Source organism: Vibrio penaeicida (assembly GCF_019977755.1).
GTDB classification, from domain to species: Bacteria; Pseudomonadota; Gammaproteobacteria; order Enterobacterales; family Vibrionaceae; genus Vibrio; species Vibrio penaeicida.
This window is the reverse complement of sequence record NZ_AP025145.1, coordinates 1,267,124-1,282,314: the sequence shown is the minus strand read 5'-3', so window position 1 is coordinate 1,282,314 and position 15,191 is coordinate 1,267,124. Positions and strand designations below refer to the sequence as shown.

18 protein-coding genes are annotated in these 15,191 nt (G+C 43.5%); 15 read left to right on the top strand and 3 right to left on the bottom strand.

Annotated elements, in window-relative coordinates:
• The first annotated feature begins 32 nt into the window (after positions 1-32).
• From LDO37_RS24010 to LDO37_RS23995, 4 genes are all read left to right on the top strand, one after another.
• The gene (locus tag LDO37_RS24010) at positions 33-779 is read left to right on the top strand and encodes a phosphatase (RefSeq protein ID WP_126610142.1); all 747 of its coding nucleotides are present in this window, start codon (positions 33-35) and stop codon (positions 777-779) included.
• A 99-nt stretch (positions 780-878) separates the two neighbouring features.
• A complete protein-coding gene (locus LDO37_RS24005) occupies positions 879-2,822 on the top strand; it encodes a putative bifunctional diguanylate cyclase/phosphodiesterase (protein WP_126610141.1) in 1,944 nt (647 codons plus the stop codon).
• 90 nt (positions 2,823-2,912) lie between these two features.
• The gene (locus tag LDO37_RS24000) at positions 2,913-3,269 is read left to right on the top strand and encodes a hypothetical protein (protein WP_126610140.1); all 357 of its coding nucleotides are present in this window, start codon (positions 2,913-2,915) and stop codon (positions 3,267-3,269) included.
• 141 nt (positions 3,270-3,410) lie between these two features.
• The gene (locus LDO37_RS23995) at positions 3,411-4,847 is read left to right on the top strand and encodes a PepSY-associated TM helix domain-containing protein (protein ID WP_126610139.1); all 1,437 of its coding nucleotides are present in this window, start codon (positions 3,411-3,413) and stop codon (positions 4,845-4,847) included.
• Positions 4,848-4,970: 123 nt separating this feature from the next.
• Here LDO37_RS23995 and LDO37_RS23990 read toward each other — a convergent pair whose 3' ends face one another.
• Positions 4,971-5,309, bottom strand: coding sequence for a cytosolic protein (locus tag LDO37_RS23990; RefSeq protein WP_126610138.1), 339 nt, complete (start codon positions 5,307-5,309; stop codon positions 4,971-4,973).
• A 182-nt stretch (positions 5,310-5,491) separates the two neighbouring features.
• Positions 5,492-6,400 carry a LysR family transcriptional regulator gene (locus LDO37_RS23985; RefSeq protein ID WP_126610137.1) on the bottom strand — a complete coding sequence of 303 codons (909 nt, stop codon included), beginning with the start codon at positions 6,398-6,400 and terminating at the stop codon, positions 5,492-5,494.
• A 182-nt stretch (positions 6,401-6,582) separates the two neighbouring features.
• Between LDO37_RS23985 and LDO37_RS23980 the strand changes: the two genes are divergently transcribed.
• The gene (locus LDO37_RS23980; RefSeq protein WP_126610136.1) at positions 6,583-7,113 is read left to right on the top strand and encodes an NADPH-dependent FMN reductase; all 531 of its coding nucleotides are present in this window, start codon (positions 6,583-6,585) and stop codon (positions 7,111-7,113) included.
• 9 nt (positions 7,114-7,122) lie between these two features.
• On the opposite strand, the gene LDO37_RS23975 is transcribed toward LDO37_RS23980, so the two are convergent.
• Positions 7,123-8,034 carry a LysR family transcriptional regulator gene (locus LDO37_RS23975; RefSeq protein ID WP_126610135.1) on the bottom strand — a complete coding sequence of 304 codons (912 nt, stop codon included), beginning with the start codon at positions 8,032-8,034 and terminating at the stop codon, positions 7,123-7,125.
• 135 nt (positions 8,035-8,169) lie between these two features.
• On the opposite strand from LDO37_RS23975, the gene LDO37_RS23970 reads away from it, so the two are divergent.
• From LDO37_RS23970 to LDO37_RS23930, 10 genes are all read left to right on the top strand, one after another.
• Positions 8,170-9,366, top strand: a complete 1,197-nt coding sequence (locus tag LDO37_RS23970; RefSeq protein WP_126610134.1) for a glycine C-acetyltransferase — start codon at positions 8,170-8,172, stop codon at positions 9,364-9,366.
• Positions 9,366-10,397: an L-threonine 3-dehydrogenase gene (gene tdh / locus LDO37_RS23965; protein WP_104400568.1), complete on the top strand. Its 1,032-nt coding sequence runs from the start codon at positions 9,366-9,368 to the stop codon at positions 10,395-10,397. Before LDO37_RS23970 ends, tdh begins: the two co-directional genes overlap by 1 nt.
• Before the next feature lie 126 nt (positions 10,398-10,523).
• Positions 10,524-11,087 carry a P-loop NTPase family protein gene (locus LDO37_RS23960; RefSeq protein WP_126610133.1) on the top strand — a complete coding sequence of 188 codons (564 nt, stop codon included), beginning with the start codon at positions 10,524-10,526 and terminating at the stop codon, positions 11,085-11,087.
• Positions 11,088-11,091: 4 nt separating this feature from the next.
• A complete protein-coding gene (locus tag LDO37_RS23955; protein ID WP_224055466.1) occupies positions 11,092-11,820 on the top strand; it encodes a sulfite exporter TauE/SafE family protein in 729 nt (242 codons plus the stop codon).
• 43 nt (positions 11,821-11,863) lie between these two features.
• Positions 11,864-12,190 (top strand): hypothetical protein, encoded by a 327-nt coding sequence (locus LDO37_RS23950; protein WP_317982738.1) that lies wholly within the window; start codon positions 11,864-11,866, stop codon positions 12,188-12,190.
• On the top strand, positions 12,187-12,360 hold the full coding sequence (locus LDO37_RS30295; RefSeq protein WP_317982737.1) for a hypothetical protein: 174 nt from the start codon (positions 12,187-12,189) through the stop codon (positions 12,358-12,360). Before LDO37_RS23950 ends, LDO37_RS30295 begins: the two co-directional genes overlap by 4 nt.
• A gap of 3 nt (positions 12,361-12,363) precedes the next feature.
• A complete protein-coding gene (locus LDO37_RS23945; protein WP_126606927.1) occupies positions 12,364-12,894 on the top strand; it encodes a GNAT family N-acetyltransferase in 531 nt (176 codons plus the stop codon).
• A 47-nt stretch (positions 12,895-12,941) separates the two neighbouring features.
• A complete protein-coding gene (locus LDO37_RS23940; protein WP_126606929.1) occupies positions 12,942-13,679 on the top strand; it encodes an SDR family NAD(P)-dependent oxidoreductase in 738 nt (245 codons plus the stop codon).
• A 59-nt stretch (positions 13,680-13,738) separates the two neighbouring features.
• Positions 13,739-14,185, top strand: a complete 447-nt coding sequence (locus LDO37_RS23935; RefSeq protein ID WP_126606931.1) for a pyridoxamine 5'-phosphate oxidase family protein — start codon at positions 13,739-13,741, stop codon at positions 14,183-14,185.
• Between the two features lie 183 nt (positions 14,186-14,368).
• On the top strand, positions 14,369-14,932 hold the full coding sequence (locus LDO37_RS23930) for an NnrU family protein (RefSeq protein ID WP_126606933.1): 564 nt from the start codon (positions 14,369-14,371) through the stop codon (positions 14,930-14,932).
• The last annotated feature ends 259 nt before the right edge of the window (positions 14,933-15,191 follow it).

Sequence of the window (15,191 nt, the reverse complement as noted above, 5' to 3'; positions counted from 1 at the left end):
ACGAGTTACCTATATTAGCGAGCTACCCATAAATGAAACTACTTGTCGATACACATACGCACACCTACGCCAGTGGGCACGCCTATAGCACGCTTATCGAAAATGCTAAATCTGCCAAAGAACGTGGCTTAGCGATGTTTTGCACAACCGATCATTCAGAGTCTATGCCCGGCGCGCCACATTACTGGTTTTTCAGTAATCAGCGTGTGCTTCCACGGTTTATTGAAGGCGTTGCCATTATACGCGGTGTAGAGTCGAACATTATGAACAGAGAAGGGGAAATCGATATCCCGCTTTCTGTCGATAAAAACCTAGATTGGGTCATTGCGAGTTTTCATGAAGCTGTTTTTAAGCCTATTGATCGCGCTACACACACTGAAGCGCTCATCAATATCATCGTATCGGGAAGGGTTGATGCCCTCGGGCATTTGGGTAACCCCAATTACGATTTTGACTTTGAAACAGTTATTCAGTGTGCGGTAGAAAACAATGTAGCGATAGAAATCAATAATACGTCTTTAAAAGGAAACAGCCGTGCTGGCAGCGTGGAGCGCTGTGCTGAAATTGCCAGTATTGCGCAAGAAAAAGGCGCATTTATCACAACAGGTTCGGATGCGCATTTTTGTTTGGATGTCGGGAATCTCGATCTAGCAGCGGACTTAATTGACCGTTGCGGAATTACTGAAGAGAAAGTGATAACACGGTCTCCAGAGCAGTTTCTGCAATTTCTTGCGCTACGTGGAAGAAAAATAATTAACGACTATTCAATGTTTTACTGATTAAATACTCAGCTTTGTTCATAAAACTATCAAAAAGTGACTTTTTTCGCGTCAGTTAATTTATACTGAATATCTCTCTGTTAGTCGGTGGGGGTTGAGATGCTACCATTGAACATTGCTCGGACAATACAAGATCGTAAGTTATTTTGGCTCTTGAGTACGATATTGATCTTGGTGATATGCCTTGCGGTCATTTTTACGTTTCCCGAGGCTATCGTTACCACTGGTTTAGCACTTTTTTTAACCTTATTCGCCTTCCTTCAATTGGTTCATTTTCATGTCATTTCTACCAGCAAGAAGCTGGTGGAACTTGAAAAGCAACTAGCAGACTCTGAAAAAGAAAACGCCTCGCTACGCGAGCTAAACCAAGCTCTCAATGATCGAACTAACCGGTATCAAACTCTTCTGAATAGCATTCCAGATCTTGCGTGGATAAAAGATACTGAAGGTCGCTTTCTTGCCGTAAACGCGGAATTTCAACGAGCCTTTGGCGTTAACTACGAAGCGCTAATTGGCAAAACAGATTTTGACCTATCGCGATATGAAGACGCGGTCCAATACCGTGAAGACGACGAAGAAGTCATGAAGTCACTTTCGCCAATTCGGCACGAGTTTTTGGCAACGTCGGTGGATGGCACACGCTCTTGGATCGAACTCATCAAAGTTCCCGTTGTTAAGGAAGGCAATGTTGTCGGCACAGCTGGCACCGCCAGAGATATAAGCGAACGAAAACAAGCCGAAGAAAAGCTCGCCTTTCTTGCACACTACGACATGTTAACGCTTGTAAAAAACCGCTATTCGCTAGAAAACGATTTAGACGAACTTATTGCGTCTGGCTCTCGATTTATTGTCGCGTTTGTCGATTTGGACAACTTCAAAATTGTGAACGATTCGATAGGGCATGCTGCGGGAGATTCCGCTTTGAAAGCCGCCGCCAATAAGCTAAAACAAGCCATTGGGGATAGAGGAGAAGTCTATCGCCACAGTGGAGATGAATTTGTGGTGGTGGTGAAAGAAGACTTTGACCAAGAAAAAACTCAAGTGCTAGGCCGTCATTTGTTGGATCAGGTTGGTATGACATTTCAGGTAGACAACTATGAGTTCAATTTCTCAGCATCTATAGGGCTGGCGGTTTACCCCGCCCACGGTGATACGTCTACAGAATTACTGCGCAATGCAGATATAGCCATGTACCAAGCAAAAATATCAGGTAAACGCCGAGCTCAGGTGTTCTCATCCCGTTTTGAGGGGATGACACTCAAGCACTGGACGATGGAAAAACGACTGCGCCGCGCGATTGACAACCAAGAGTTGTTTTTACGCTATCAGCCAATGATCGACAGTGATACGGGCGAAATCAAAGCAATGGAAGCGTTGATACGCTGGCAAGATCCTGAGAAAGGGGAAATTGGACCCGCGGATTTCATCCCTTTTGCTGAACAGTCTGGCTTGATTTCAGAAATCGGCTTGTATGTCATCAAGGTTGTTTTGAATCAATTGGTTGATTGGAAAGAAAAGGGTATCGACTGCAAACCCATTTCCGTCAATGTTTCAGGCATTCAATTTTACCATCATAACCTGCTTTGCGAAGTGGAGTCCCTGTTCAAAGAAACGGGTGTTCCTGCAAACCTTTTGGAATTGGAACTGACCGAATCCATATTGATGAAAGACGAAGATCGTTTGATTAGCACACTTCAAAAGTTTCGAGAATTGGGTTTAAGCCTAAGTGTCGACGACTTTGGAACAGGTTATTCAAACCTCGCTTACTTGTCGCATTATCCTATTAGTAAACTGAAAGTAGACCGCTCGTTTGTGACCCAAATACACATGCACAAAGACAAGCAAATCATCACTCGTACCATTATTGAATTGGCTAAAAACTTAGGAATGGATGTCATTGCAGAAGGGGTAGAAAACACCTCGGAACTGGCTCAAGTGAGAGAGCTGGGTTGCAGCAACATTCAAGGGTTTTTATACGCCAAACCATTGCTTTTGGAAGAGATAGAAGAATTATTGCTCACAAATTACAAATTCTTACCATGATCAGTGTGATCGCTGTTGAGTAAGCACTCTGTACCTTTGAAAGTTTTATAAATACAAGATACCCTGCCTGCCAATAGATAAGGAAGGGTTATGAACCGCCGTTCTCCAATGAACAAAAGCATGCTATTTGCCTGCGCCCTAAGTTGGGTGCTGATAACGCTTATGCCTGTTATCAATGCACATGGCAGTAATGCCGGTGTATGGGCGATGCTTTGTACGGTTAACGGCTTCGAACTGGTTCAAGTAGAAGAAGGACAAGAGGTTAAAACCCACAGTGGTAAGCCTTGTCCTTTTAGCCATTATTCCACCTTTCATCACAGCCATCTTCCAACTACACCGATCTTCCAACTTTTAAGTTTTGCCATTGAAAGCCAATACGTTTTTTTGGCTCTAAACGTGCGTTATCAATGGCAAATACCTCGTGCTCCACCCATTTCTATTTCCTGAACAAACACACTTAATACAAAAATAACAAGCACTCGTATGCCTGTGTTTTTGGTTCTTGCCATGCTTAGCTCAAGAAAAGCTTAGAACCTGATAAAAACACGGCGGAACGGAGTGTCTTTAGCTTTTATAAAGGAAATTATTATGTTGGGAAGCACTCAAACCGCTCAACCAAAGGACTTTGCACGTTCAAAGTACCTCTACTTTCTTACTTGGAGATGGCATTTTTATGCAGGGTTATTTGTCATCCCTTTTATGTTGATGCTGTCTTTGACTGGCATTGTCATGCTATTTGATGATGAATTAGAAAGCATTCGACACGGCGAGATTCTGGTCGTGGAACCGACCGATTCACGTATAGCTGTATCTGAACAACTCGCTTTAGTTAAGCAAGAATATGACAACGCAACGGTGACTCAGTTCATTCCAGCCGCATCGGATACCGCGCCAAATCGCTTTAACGTGAGATTGGATAGCGGTTCCAACCGCCTGATTCTGGTCAACCCATACAATGGGGATATCGTGGGTGAGATTAACCGAGACGACAGTTGGTACGCTCTGGCTAACGAGATACACAGCACTTTGTTAGCTGGTGATGTGGGCAGCTATCTGATTGAAATCTCGGCTAGCCTATCCATCGTTCTTTTAGTCACAGGAATATACCTTTGGCTACCATCCGATAACGCTTCAAGAGCAGGATTTCTGAAAATCCGTTCACAAAGTGGTGTACGGATTTTCATGCGAGATCTACACGCCAATCTTGGCGGTGTGCTGTCTCTTGTTTTACTTTTCTTTTTAGTTTCTGGGCTCGCTTGGGCTGGCGTATGGGGTGGTAAGTTCGTACAACCTTGGAGCAGTTTCCCAGCACAAAAATGGGCAGATGTACCACTATCTGATAAAACACACGCAAGCCTAAACCATGGTGTTGAAGAAGAAGTGCCTTGGGGATTAGAGAAAACACCGTTACCAGAGTCGACAGGGCACGAGCATCATGGTGACCACGGAAGTCATCAAAATGATAATCCAGCTCAGATTGCCTCGACAGTTTCGATTGATGAAGTCGTCGCAACCGCCAGCAAGTTGGGGCTGACAACGTACAAACTGAACTTACCGAAAAGCGAGACTGGGGTATTTACGCTAGGTGCCAATACCATGAGTGGAGACATTACCGACCCAACTCAAGATCGCACCACTCACATTGATCAGTACTCGGGTGCGATTTTGGCGGATGTCACATGGGAAGATTACAGCTGGATGGCGAAGTTCATGGCAGCAGGTATTGCTCTTCACACTGGTGAAGTGAGCATTATCAACAAGCTATTGAATGTGTTTTTCTGTATAGCTTTTATCGCGGTTTGTGTAACAGGCGTGATTATGTGGTGGAAACGCCGCCCAGCGGGTAAGAAAAAACTGGGTGCGCCACCGACATTTGAAAAAAGTGGAATTTGGAAGCTGGGCGCAGTAACCATGGTGCTGGTCGGCTTTGCCTTTCCATTGGCTGGCGCAACGATCGTCACCGTACTGATTTTGGATGCGTTACTTATGAAAGCTACACCAAAACTGCATAATTGGTTTGCGTAACGCAGAGGCTATAAATCGCCTTAGCGAAGTCGCAAACCATACCAAATTGAGTGACCCATACACATATGGGGTAGCTTAATCGACGAACCAAACGCTCGATGCACTTCATCGAGCGTTTTGTTTTCAGGCCATTCGAGTAATAAAAGTTTGGTCGTCATCCACAAAAGCCACAAACCCGCCATGATAGATAAACACCCGACCACGCCCCTCAACTAAGCAGGCAAGCTGCGGATTCAAATCTTCTTCGTTATTCTGGCTTTGAAATGTACCGGTGTCGGTGATTACGCCGCTGAGTGTAGGCAAATATCCATAACTACGCTTGGCTTGAGCAATCAGATTCAATTCGCTGGTGGTAGAGAAGTAAGAGGGGATCGCCCCCGCTTCTTCGATAAACATAGTTTTCAGTTCTTCAAAAGCTGTAATCACCAGCCAGTCGATACCGTTCACATGATGGATAAACATAGAGTTTCTCAGAAATTTTGATGCGGAGATTCTATCACTATCAGGGGCTGAACATAGTAGAAATCTAATCGCTAAAGGCGGTTACTCTGTGACATATTCGAACATTCGATAGGTCAACTGAATCACGATATTTGTAATAAAACGCATTGCTTATTAAAAGCTCTCTCGGGAGCTTTTTAGTATCACGATGTTGCTAATTCCTGCTTCACGAAATCAATAAAGCTGGCAACTTTGGCCGACATGTGTTTGCGGCTTGGGTAAATCAAATACATGTTAATTTGTACTTTGGGGTAATCACTGAACAATTCGACCAGTTCGCCTGTTTCTAGCTCATTGCCTAGGTTAAATGTAGGCATTCTCGTGATACCGAGCCCCTCTTTACACATGGCTAATTCAAGTTGTGGGCTGTTTGTTAGAAGTTTGCTCTTTACTCTGACTGACTTTTTGGTTCCGTCTTTCTCCCAATAGGTCCATTGAGATGGATTCTTAATCAAGCTATAGCAGATCGCTTTGTGATCTTTTAATTCAGATGGGTGAGTAGGGGTGCCACAACGGGCTAAATAGGTCGGAGAAGCAAAGGTGACGCTATCACTGGTCATCACTTTCTGGCTGATTAATGTTGAATCTTCAAGTTGGCTGGATGTACCTCGAATAGAGATATCGATGCCTTCCGCAATCATGTCGACTTTGTGATCACTTAAGTCGATATCCAAATAGACATTTGGGTATTGCTCTGAATATTTCGCCAAAACAGGCTTAATACGAGACAAGCCAAAGGTGACGGGGCAGCTAATTTTAAGCGTACCTCTTGGTGTTGCATTTTTCCCACTCAGTGTTTCTCCTAATTCCTCTACATCTAAGATCAACTGCTGGCAACGGTCGAAGTACAGCTCTCCCTCAGGCGTTAAGCTTAGTGTTCTGGTTGTTCGGTGTAGCAGTCGGGCGCTGAGCCTTTCTTCTAGCTTGTTGATTTCTTTGCTGATGTAAGACGTAGAATGCCCTGTGCTTTCCGCTGCTTTGGTGAAACTGCCTTTCGATACCACTTCGGCGAAAATAACCATGCCATCAAGTAATTGAGTGTCGGTAGCCATGATCTTCCTTAAATTATGCAATTAAGAGTCATATGGAAATAATGATTTTACATCGACATTATTAATCTTCAAATAGAATCAATGTAAAGTGTCTATCAATCGATACAAAACAGAATCATGAAAAGCGGTAGATTGAAATAAAAGCCATGTCTGTCGTCTAACAAAATTAGGAAGGTATAAATATGAAAATTATCGCATTTGCAGCAACCAGTAGCCGTGAATCTATCAACAAGCAGCTTGTGACTTATGCATCCAGCCTAATTGATGGCGCTGACGTTGAGGTGTTGGACATCAACGATTATGAAATGCCTCTGTTTAGCACAGACAGAGAGAAAGAATTGGGGCAGCCGGCAGAAGCGAAAGCATTTTATGAAAAGCTGGGCAGTGCAGATGCCATTGTCATTTCATTCGCTGAACATAACGGCTCATATACCGCGGCATACAAAAACCTGTTCGATTGGACATCTCGCGTCGATATGAAGTTATTCCAGAATACACCTGTTGTCGTTTTGGCAACATCACCTGGTCCGGGTGGTGCTAAAAATGTACTCGCCACTGCCGTAGGTGCAATCCCTCACTTTGGTGGCTCTGTTATTGGTGATTTTTCGCTACCAAGCTTTTTCGATAACTTCGACATGGATCAAGGTAAAGTGAAAGATGAAACTCTCAATGCTGCCTTGGTTGAATTGATGGCAAAGGTACAATTGAATTAGGATTGAAATCTAGTCACCCGTAAGCTTTTCTACGATGTAATCGATGAATACGCGCAGCCTTGCAGGCATGTATTTGGTTTGCGCGTATTGCATGGCAACGGCACCATGGTAGTTACTTTTTAGCGTCCAGTCTGATAAGACCTCAACCACACTCCCATCTTTTAACGCCTCTTTCACCACAAAATCATGGAAGATACCTATCCCTAAACCGCTGTTTACACCCGCTAATCGCATTTGGGAGTGGTTAACGGCGTAACGACCGGATACGGCGACAGCAAAGAACTCATCGTCTTTTAAAAAATCCCAGATGTGGTCGCTGTCGGTCTCTGCAAGATAAAGGCAATCATGATCAGCAAGATCGGTTGGGTGATTAGGCGTGCCTTTTCGTAATAGGTAATCTGGGCTAGCGCACAGGACCAGATTGGTTTTGCGTATTTCTTTTAGAACTTGGTTTTCATGAGGCTTATCGGTGAGACGAAACGCGATATCAATATTTTGACTCAAATCGATATCGCCATCTACCGCTCGCAGTTTCAACTGTATGTCAGGGTATGCTTCAAGAAAAGGCAAAATGTGCGATTGCAAAACAGAGTTTAAATAGGCTTCTGGCGCGGCGACTGTAATGCTACCGGCTAATTCTGTGTGATCTGCTTCGGATATATCTATCGCTTGCTGTGCGGCATTCACCATCACGACACTCTGCTCATACACCTTTTTACCTGCTTCCGTAATCACCAATGATCGCGTAGTTCGTTCAAACAGTTTTACAGCCAGCGCATGCTCTAGCCGTGTAATCAGTTTACTCAAAGCAGAAGGGGTCACATTCAGTTTCTTAGAAGCTGCGGTAAAGCTTCCTTCGTTTACGACTAAAATAAAAGCAGCGAGATCGGGCAGCAGAGCAATGAGTTTTTGATTAAGCATGTCGCGACGTTTTCCTTATTTGTGCCTATGAGTCACTAATGGTTTTCCATCGTAAGGGATAATAGTCGCTAATGAGTTCAATTAAAATAAAAACCACTGTGCGCAGTACAACAAAAACTATGAAGGAATGAGAACATGTCTTCTGCATTTTATCAGCAAATCCAAACCCAAATTGAAGAAGTAAAAAACGAAGGGTTGTATAAATCTGAAAGAATCATTACTTCTGCTCAAAAAGCAGCGGTTTCTATCTCGACTGGTGAAGAAGTACTTAACTTCTGTGCTAATAACTATCTTGGTCTTGCTAACCACCCAGATCTTATCGAAGCGGCGAAAGGCGGCATGGATGAGCACGGTTTTGGTATGGCTTCTGTTCGCTTTATCTGCGGAACACAAAACTCTCATAAAGAACTAGAACAAAAACTATCAACGTTCCTAGGCAAAGAAGACACGATTCTTTACACCTCTTGTTTTGATGCCAATGCCGGGCTTTTTGAAACCATTCTTGGTAAAGAAGATGCGATCATTTCCGATGCATTGAATCACGCTTCCATTATCGACGGTGTTCGCCTATGTAAAGCGATGCGTTTCCGCTACGCAAACAATAACATGGATGAGCTAGAACAGCAGCTTATCGCAGCGAAAGAAGCAGGTGCTCGTCATACGCTTATTGTTACCGATGGCGTGTTCTCTATGGACGGCGTGGTAGCTAACCTTCCAGCCATTTGTGACCTTGCAGATAAATATGAAGCGTTGGTGATGGTTGATGATTCTCACGCCGTGGGCTTCATGGGTGAAAATGGTGCGGGTACACACGAATTCCATAATGTTGTTGATCGCATTGACATCATTACAGGCACCTTAGGTAAAGCGATGGGTGGTGCGTCAGGTGGTTACACATCGGGTAAAAAAGAAGTGATTGACTGGTTGCGTCAACGTTCTCGCCCGTACTTGTTCTCTAATTCTGTCGCGCCTGCGATTGTTTCAGCGTCTATCCGTGTTTTGGACCTTCTTGCTGAATCTGGCGACTTACGCACTCAACTTTGGGAAAACTCGGCGCATTTCCGTGCTCGTATGGAAGCGGCTGGTTTCACAATGGGCGGCGCAGATCATGCCATTATCCCAATCATGCTGAGTGATGCAAAAGTCGCGGCTGAATTTGCAGAGCGCGCATTAGAAAAAGGCATTTATGTTGTCGGTTTCTCATTCCCTGTAGTGCCAAAAGGGCAAGCACGTATTCGTACACAAATGTCGGCTGCGCATTCACGCGAGCAGCTAGATAGAGCAATTGATGCCTTCATTGAAGTAGGCCGTGACATGGAGATCATCAAATAATGAAAATCAAAGCACTTTCCAAACTAAAAGCGGAAGAAGGCATCTGGATGACCGAGGTGGAGAAACCTCAAATCGGTCATAACGATATTCTTATCAAAATCAAAAAGACGTCTATCTGTGGTACAGATGTTCACATTTACAACTGGGACGAGTGGTCACAAAAAACGATTCCAGTGCCTATGGTTGTTGGCCATGAGTATGTGGGTGAAGTGGTCGAAATCGGCCAAGAAGTTCGCGGCTTTGAAATAGGCGATCGCGTTTCAGGTGAAGGTCACATTACTTGTGGTCACTGTCGTAACTGCCGTGGTGGTCGCACGCACTTGTGTCGCAACACAGAAGGTGTGGGTGTAAACCGTACGGGTAGTTTTTCGGAATACCTTGTATTGCCTGCGTTTAATGCTTTCAAAATCCCAGATGAAATCTCGGATGAATTAGCTTCAATCTTTGACCCGTTTGGTAACGCAGTACATACAGCACTTTCTTTCGATTTAGTGGGTGAAGATGTACTGATTACCGGTGCCGGTCCTATTGGCATTATGGCTGCGGCAGTGGCAAAGCATGTAGGTGCTCGCCATGTGGTGATTACAGACGTGAACGAATATCGTCTCGACTTAGCTCGCAAAATGGGCGTGACACGAGCGGTAAACGTAGCTGAAGAAAAGCTTGAAGACGTGATGCAAGAACTGGGCATGACAGAAGGGTTTGATGTCGGGCTTGAAATGTCTGGTGTACAAGCGGCATTCAGCACAATGCTTCAAACCATGAACCACGGTGGTCGTATTGCACTTCTGGGCATTCCACCATCGAACATGGCTATCGATTGGAACCAGGTTATATTTAAAGGCTTGGTGATTAAAGGTATCTATGGTCGTGAAATGTTCGAAACATGGTACAAGATGGCAAGCTTGATCCAATCTGGATTAGACTTAACTCCGATTATCACTCATCAGTACAAAATCGATGATTTCCAGAAAGGGTTCGACATTATGCGTTCGGGCATGTCTGGCAAGGTTATACTTGATTGGGAATAAACGTTCTTACAGTTCCCAAAAATGGCAGCTTCGGCTGCCATTTTTTATATCAATCCAGATATAATCCCTCGTTAATATTGCTCTAAACATTAGGTAGTTACATCTACTCTATTTAAGTAAGGGATTATGAGAATCAACATAACGGGTAATGCCGGTTCAGGAAAAACGACACTCGCAAAAGCGTTAGGTGAGGCTTTGGACCTGCCCGTCGCTAGCTTGGACGGGGTGGTTTGGAAAGAGGGTTGGATACCTGCTTCAAAAGAAGAAAGAACTCACGGCGAACAAGGGTTGATTGAACCCAAGAGCTGGATAATTGAAGGGGTTTCTAAGGCAGTTAGGGAAAATGCCGATTTTATTGTTTTTCTAGATATTCCACGCCATATTTGTTTGCTTCGCTGTATAAAAAGAAATCTTCCATACCTTTTCAAATCCCGACCAGAACTACCAGATAACTGCCCAGAGATTCTTATTCTACCGAGCTTGCTCAAGCTGATATGGCTGTTTCCTAAACGAGCTAGGAACGTGATTTTACAGTCTATTGATAAACAAAATGGTATCGTTATCGATGAATCAACCAAGGTGGATGAGCTCGTCGCGAAGATTATTCTTGAAGTAACGGCTAAGAGAAATAAAACGAGCGATTTCGAAACAAACAGCTCTGAAACGCAACTAAGTTCAGAGCAGACGTAATTAAATGGATATTGAATACACACTAGGTCTTTTGTCTTTTGTCACCTCATTGGTGGCGGGTGTCATTGGTTTTGGGGGAGGGATGTTACTGATCGCCATATTGCCTACGTTTCTGCCACCCAGTCTGATCATCCCTATACATGGTATTACTCAGTTAGCGAGCAACTCTTCAAGAATGCTCTTTTCTTTAAAAGATGTGCAGTGGGCGTTACTTCCTCAGTTTCTAGTTGGATCGTTTGTCGGCGTTTTGCTGTTTGGGTATTTGCTCTCGAATATATCGATGGAGTATGTTCCGGTTGGAATTGGGCTCTATATTCTACTCAATCTTTGGAGCCAACGATTTTCGAAGTTTATTAGCCGATACGAAAGTTATTATCTGATTGGAATGGTCCAAACAGGATTAGGTCTGATTGTAGGGGCAACAGGGCCTTTGTCTCTTTCCGTATTAACAAAAGAACTAAAATCAAAAGACCACATAATCGCCACCAGCTCCATGTTCATGACCATCAGCCATCTAGCCAAAATCCCGGTATTTATGGTGATAGGTACTTCTCTCTTCGGTTCTGTTCAGCTTCTTATTTATATGGTGATTGGTTCGATTCTAGGCTCATTTGTTGGAACAAAGTTAAGAATGGCGACTAAGAACGAAAAACTCATTATGTGGATTAAAATTTTGCTTACTACCATGGCAATTAAGATGATGGTTAGCGCATTACTGTCGCTTTCTAATTAGTAAATGAATATAGTGTAACGTTCAGATAAATAACGAGAATCATATGGAAGTGTCACTTAAAGAAATAGATCTTACATCCCGTCATATTTTGGAAAACCTCTTTCCTCTTTACATCTACGACATGTCTGAATACATGGGGTGGAGCCCTAATCAAGAGGGGTTATTTATTTACAATAATTCGAACTTTGATGTTTATTGGGATAGAGAAGATCACGCACCGTATTTTATCTTGGTTGATGGTGACATTGCAGGGTTTGTATTGATTCGAAAGTACCCAATAAATCTTAGCCTCTATGATATTGAACAGTTTTCATCTTGCGAAAATACAAGAGAAAAGGCGTTGGGAAAGAGGCTATTGCACAAGTTTTGAATCACTACCCAGGTGAATGGCAGATAAGAGTGCTGATTGAAAATTTAGGCGCATTATCGTTTTGGGAAGCGGCAATTACGAATGCGATAGGGCGTAAATACACATTAGAAAAAGACATCGACGTAGATAAAGAAATGCACTTCATACGGTTCAACGTTCAAAATAGGTAACAAATGGAAAACAGACGAATTCGGTTGGCGCCTCCTACGATCGAGATTGCACCTCAAATGCTTGAAGCGGTAATTGAAAGCAAAAAAGAACTCGAAGAATATTTGCCTTGGGTGCAACACGCGTTAACTCTCGAGCAAGCGACGAAAAGCGCGCAAGAGGCAGTAGAAAAGTATGAGAACTTTGTTGGTGACATTCGATACAGCATTATTTGCAAGGAATCCGGAACACTGCTTGGTGCGATAGGATTGATCATCAGAGATCAGTCTGTGCCTTTTTTTGAAATAGGGTATTGGTTGAGAACCTCTGCTGCAGGCAAAGGCGTCATAACGGAAGCCGTTGCTCTACTTGAAACCTATGCTTTTGAAGAACTAGGTGCAAACCGTATTGAAATTAAAGCGGCAGAGTCAAACCAGCGCAGTTGGATGGTCGCAGTACGATGTGGCTACCAGCTTGAGACCACAATGAAAAATACGCGAAGAATCAAAAACGGAGATTTGGACAACACCGTCATTTACGTAAAAACTTCTCCATAATTGGCAAGTATGCTGAAACAGGCTGGAATAAAAACGAGGGATTGAAAATGAAAACGGCTTTGATAACAGGTGGTTCAAAAGGCATCGGTTTAGAGATGGTACGGCGATTACTTGAGCAAGGTTTTCAAGTGATAACTTGCTCAAGAAATAAAAGCGGTTGGGATGAGTCCATCCGTCAGTACCCAATTCTTGAAGCCGTCGATTACCATGTTACCGACATTTCAGATGAAGCAGCATTAAAAACGTTATTTGGACATGTGGCGCAGCGTTACGGAAAACTCGACATTGCTGTGAATAATGCATCGCCAGCGATAGGGTCTCTAGGAGAGTTTCATACGGTCGCTCAAGAAAAGCTAAAAGATACGCTTAATCACGATTTTTGGGCACAAGCAGTTTGTTTGCAAAGCGAGCTTAATTTGATGTCTGAAGGCGCGGCAATTGTGAATGTAAGCTCAATAAATGGGTTGAGACCAACGCCTAATGCGTCAATGTACAGCGCGGCTAAACATGCCATTGAGGGGTTAACGCGTTCTTTAGCGATTGAAAATATTGAGCGCGGAATACGCATAAATGCCGTCGCCCCCGGTGTCACTTGGACTCCTCGGTGGGAGGAAAGAGCGAAAACAGATCCAAACATCAGAGAGAGTGTGTCTCAAGCTGTTCCCATGAAACGATTCGCCAAAACGGAAGAAGTCGCCGATGCAATAGAGTTTCTGCTCTCCGATAAGGCAAGTTATATTGTCGGGCACACACTCGTTGTGGATGGTGGCATTACGCTTAGTTAGTAGAGAGCTTAAATACTTTTTCGAACAGTTTTAACGAATATAAAAAGGACGAACATTAAGTGGAAATAATAGAGCAGGATGACCGCCTGAATTTAGATGAGTTTCTTACTCGTCCGTTATATGCATTCTTAGCAAGTATGTCTGGAAATGGAGCGTGCTGCTCCCCTGTATGGTTTTTGTGGGAAGACAAAAAGATATGGATTATCAGCGTTAAAGGAGACTCGTTTGCAAAAAGAGTAAATGAGTCACCTAACTGCTCTATAAGCATTGTTGACTGGGATAAAGATTCAGGAAAGTCGCAACATATAGGCTTGAGAGGAACCGCGGAGCTGGATGAGTTTGATAAAGTTAAAGCGAACCGACTTCTGAGTAAGTATTTAGGTTCTGAAGTACTGAAATGGCCACAAAGGTTTGTAGATTTTCAAAATTCTCCAGGCAACGTGCTGGTTCGATTTACACCCAAATCGGTGGTAGTCAGAGATCAATCCTATCGCTTTAGAGGGTAAACCCTTTATTGGGCGAGTTTTGCGTTAACAGTCAATCCATATACGATCACAGCTTTATAAACTGTTTCAAAGCCGAGCCAAGTGCTCGGTTTTTAAATTCCACACAAAGTATGGGATCAAATCCCCATCAAATTCGTAACAGCTGCTTAATAATGGAGAAAAACAAATATAAGGAAGTAAGCAATGTTGTTATTGATTTTAGGTATTTTCATATGGAGCGTGATCCATTACGTCCCGTCACTCACCCCGCAGGTAAAAGTTAACCTTATCGAGAAGGTCGGTCCCAACGGTTACAAAGGCATTTTTTCACTGGTGGTTATCGCTGGATTACTGATGATCATATTCGGCTGGCGTAGTACCGTACCGAATTACTTGTATGTCCTTGGTCCGGAATTTCGTGGGTTAACCATGTTACTCATGCTGGTAGGTTTTATTCTGTTTGGCGCAGCTCAAGGAAAAACTCGGTTGAAGCAGTACATTCGCCACCCTCAACTGATGAGTGTGATCGTTTGGTCTGTGGCGCACTTACTTAGTAATGGAGAGCAGCGCTCCGTTGTTTTGTTTGGTGGATTAGCACTTTGGGCTGTTATCCAAATCATGCTTATCAATCGAAGAGAGGGTGAGTGGGTTAAGCCAGCTATTCCCCCTGTCTCGCAAGAAATTAAAACGCACGCAATCAGTTTGGTTCTCTACTTTATTACGGTTTTTTTCCTACACGTATACTTAACGGGTATCCCTCTTAAATAATGTGAAAAATCGTGTTGACGCTCTCTCAATACAGGAATACTATCCGCCTGTATTGGGGAGTAGTCTACTAAGAACTCTTAGTTTGTATGTCGTCATCCCGTTAAGCGTTCGCTTTTCCGGCATACAAAAGTATAAGCCCTTACCAGCTTTCACTCTGACGAGACCAACGCATTCATTTGCCAGAATTGCTTCAACCATTTTCAACGGGTTGGGGGCATTTTGGTTGGTTTGCGAGGGTGCACGCCTATAAGCCGTCTCT

Excerpts from the sequence above, each read along its gene's own strand:
- LDO37_RS24010 (WP_126610142.1), top strand. The coding sequence starts at position 33 with ATGAAACTACTTGTCGATACACATACGCACACCTACGCCAGTGGGCAC.
- LDO37_RS24005 (WP_126610141.1), top strand. The coding sequence starts at position 879 with ATGCTACCATTGAACATTGCTCGGACAATACAAGATCGTAAGTTATTT.
- LDO37_RS24000 (WP_126610140.1), top strand. The coding sequence starts at position 2,913 with ATGAACCGCCGTTCTCCAATGAACAAAAGCATGCTATTTGCCTGCGCC.
- LDO37_RS23995 (WP_126610139.1), top strand. The coding sequence starts at position 3,411 with ATGTTGGGAAGCACTCAAACCGCTCAACCAAAGGACTTTGCACGTTCA.
- LDO37_RS23990 (WP_126610138.1), bottom strand. The coding sequence starts at position 5,309 with ATGTTTATCCATCATGTGAACGGTATCGACTGGCTGGTGATTACAGCT.
- LDO37_RS23985 (WP_126610137.1), bottom strand. The coding sequence starts at position 6,400 with ATGGCTACCGACACTCAATTACTTGATGGCATGGTTATTTTCGCCGAA.
- LDO37_RS23980 (WP_126610136.1), top strand. The coding sequence starts at position 6,583 with ATGAAAATTATCGCATTTGCAGCAACCAGTAGCCGTGAATCTATCAAC.
- LDO37_RS23975 (WP_126610135.1), bottom strand. The coding sequence starts at position 8,034 with ATGCTTAATCAAAAACTCATTGCTCTGCTGCCCGATCTCGCTGCTTTT.
- LDO37_RS23970 (WP_126610134.1), top strand. The coding sequence starts at position 8,170 with ATGTCTTCTGCATTTTATCAGCAAATCCAAACCCAAATTGAAGAAGTA.
- tdh (WP_104400568.1), top strand. The coding sequence starts at position 9,366 with ATGAAAATCAAAGCACTTTCCAAACTAAAAGCGGAAGAAGGCATCTGG.
- LDO37_RS23960 (WP_126610133.1), top strand. The coding sequence starts at position 10,524 with ATGAGAATCAACATAACGGGTAATGCCGGTTCAGGAAAAACGACACTC.
- LDO37_RS23955 (WP_224055466.1), top strand. The coding sequence starts at position 11,092 with ATGGATATTGAATACACACTAGGTCTTTTGTCTTTTGTCACCTCATTG.
- LDO37_RS23950 (WP_317982738.1), top strand. The coding sequence starts at position 11,864 with ATGGAAGTGTCACTTAAAGAAATAGATCTTACATCCCGTCATATTTTG.
- LDO37_RS23945 (WP_126606927.1), top strand. The coding sequence starts at position 12,364 with ATGGAAAACAGACGAATTCGGTTGGCGCCTCCTACGATCGAGATTGCA.
- LDO37_RS23940 (WP_126606929.1), top strand. The coding sequence starts at position 12,942 with ATGAAAACGGCTTTGATAACAGGTGGTTCAAAAGGCATCGGTTTAGAG.
- LDO37_RS23930 (WP_126606933.1), top strand. The coding sequence starts at position 14,369 with ATGTTGTTATTGATTTTAGGTATTTTCATATGGAGCGTGATCCATTAC.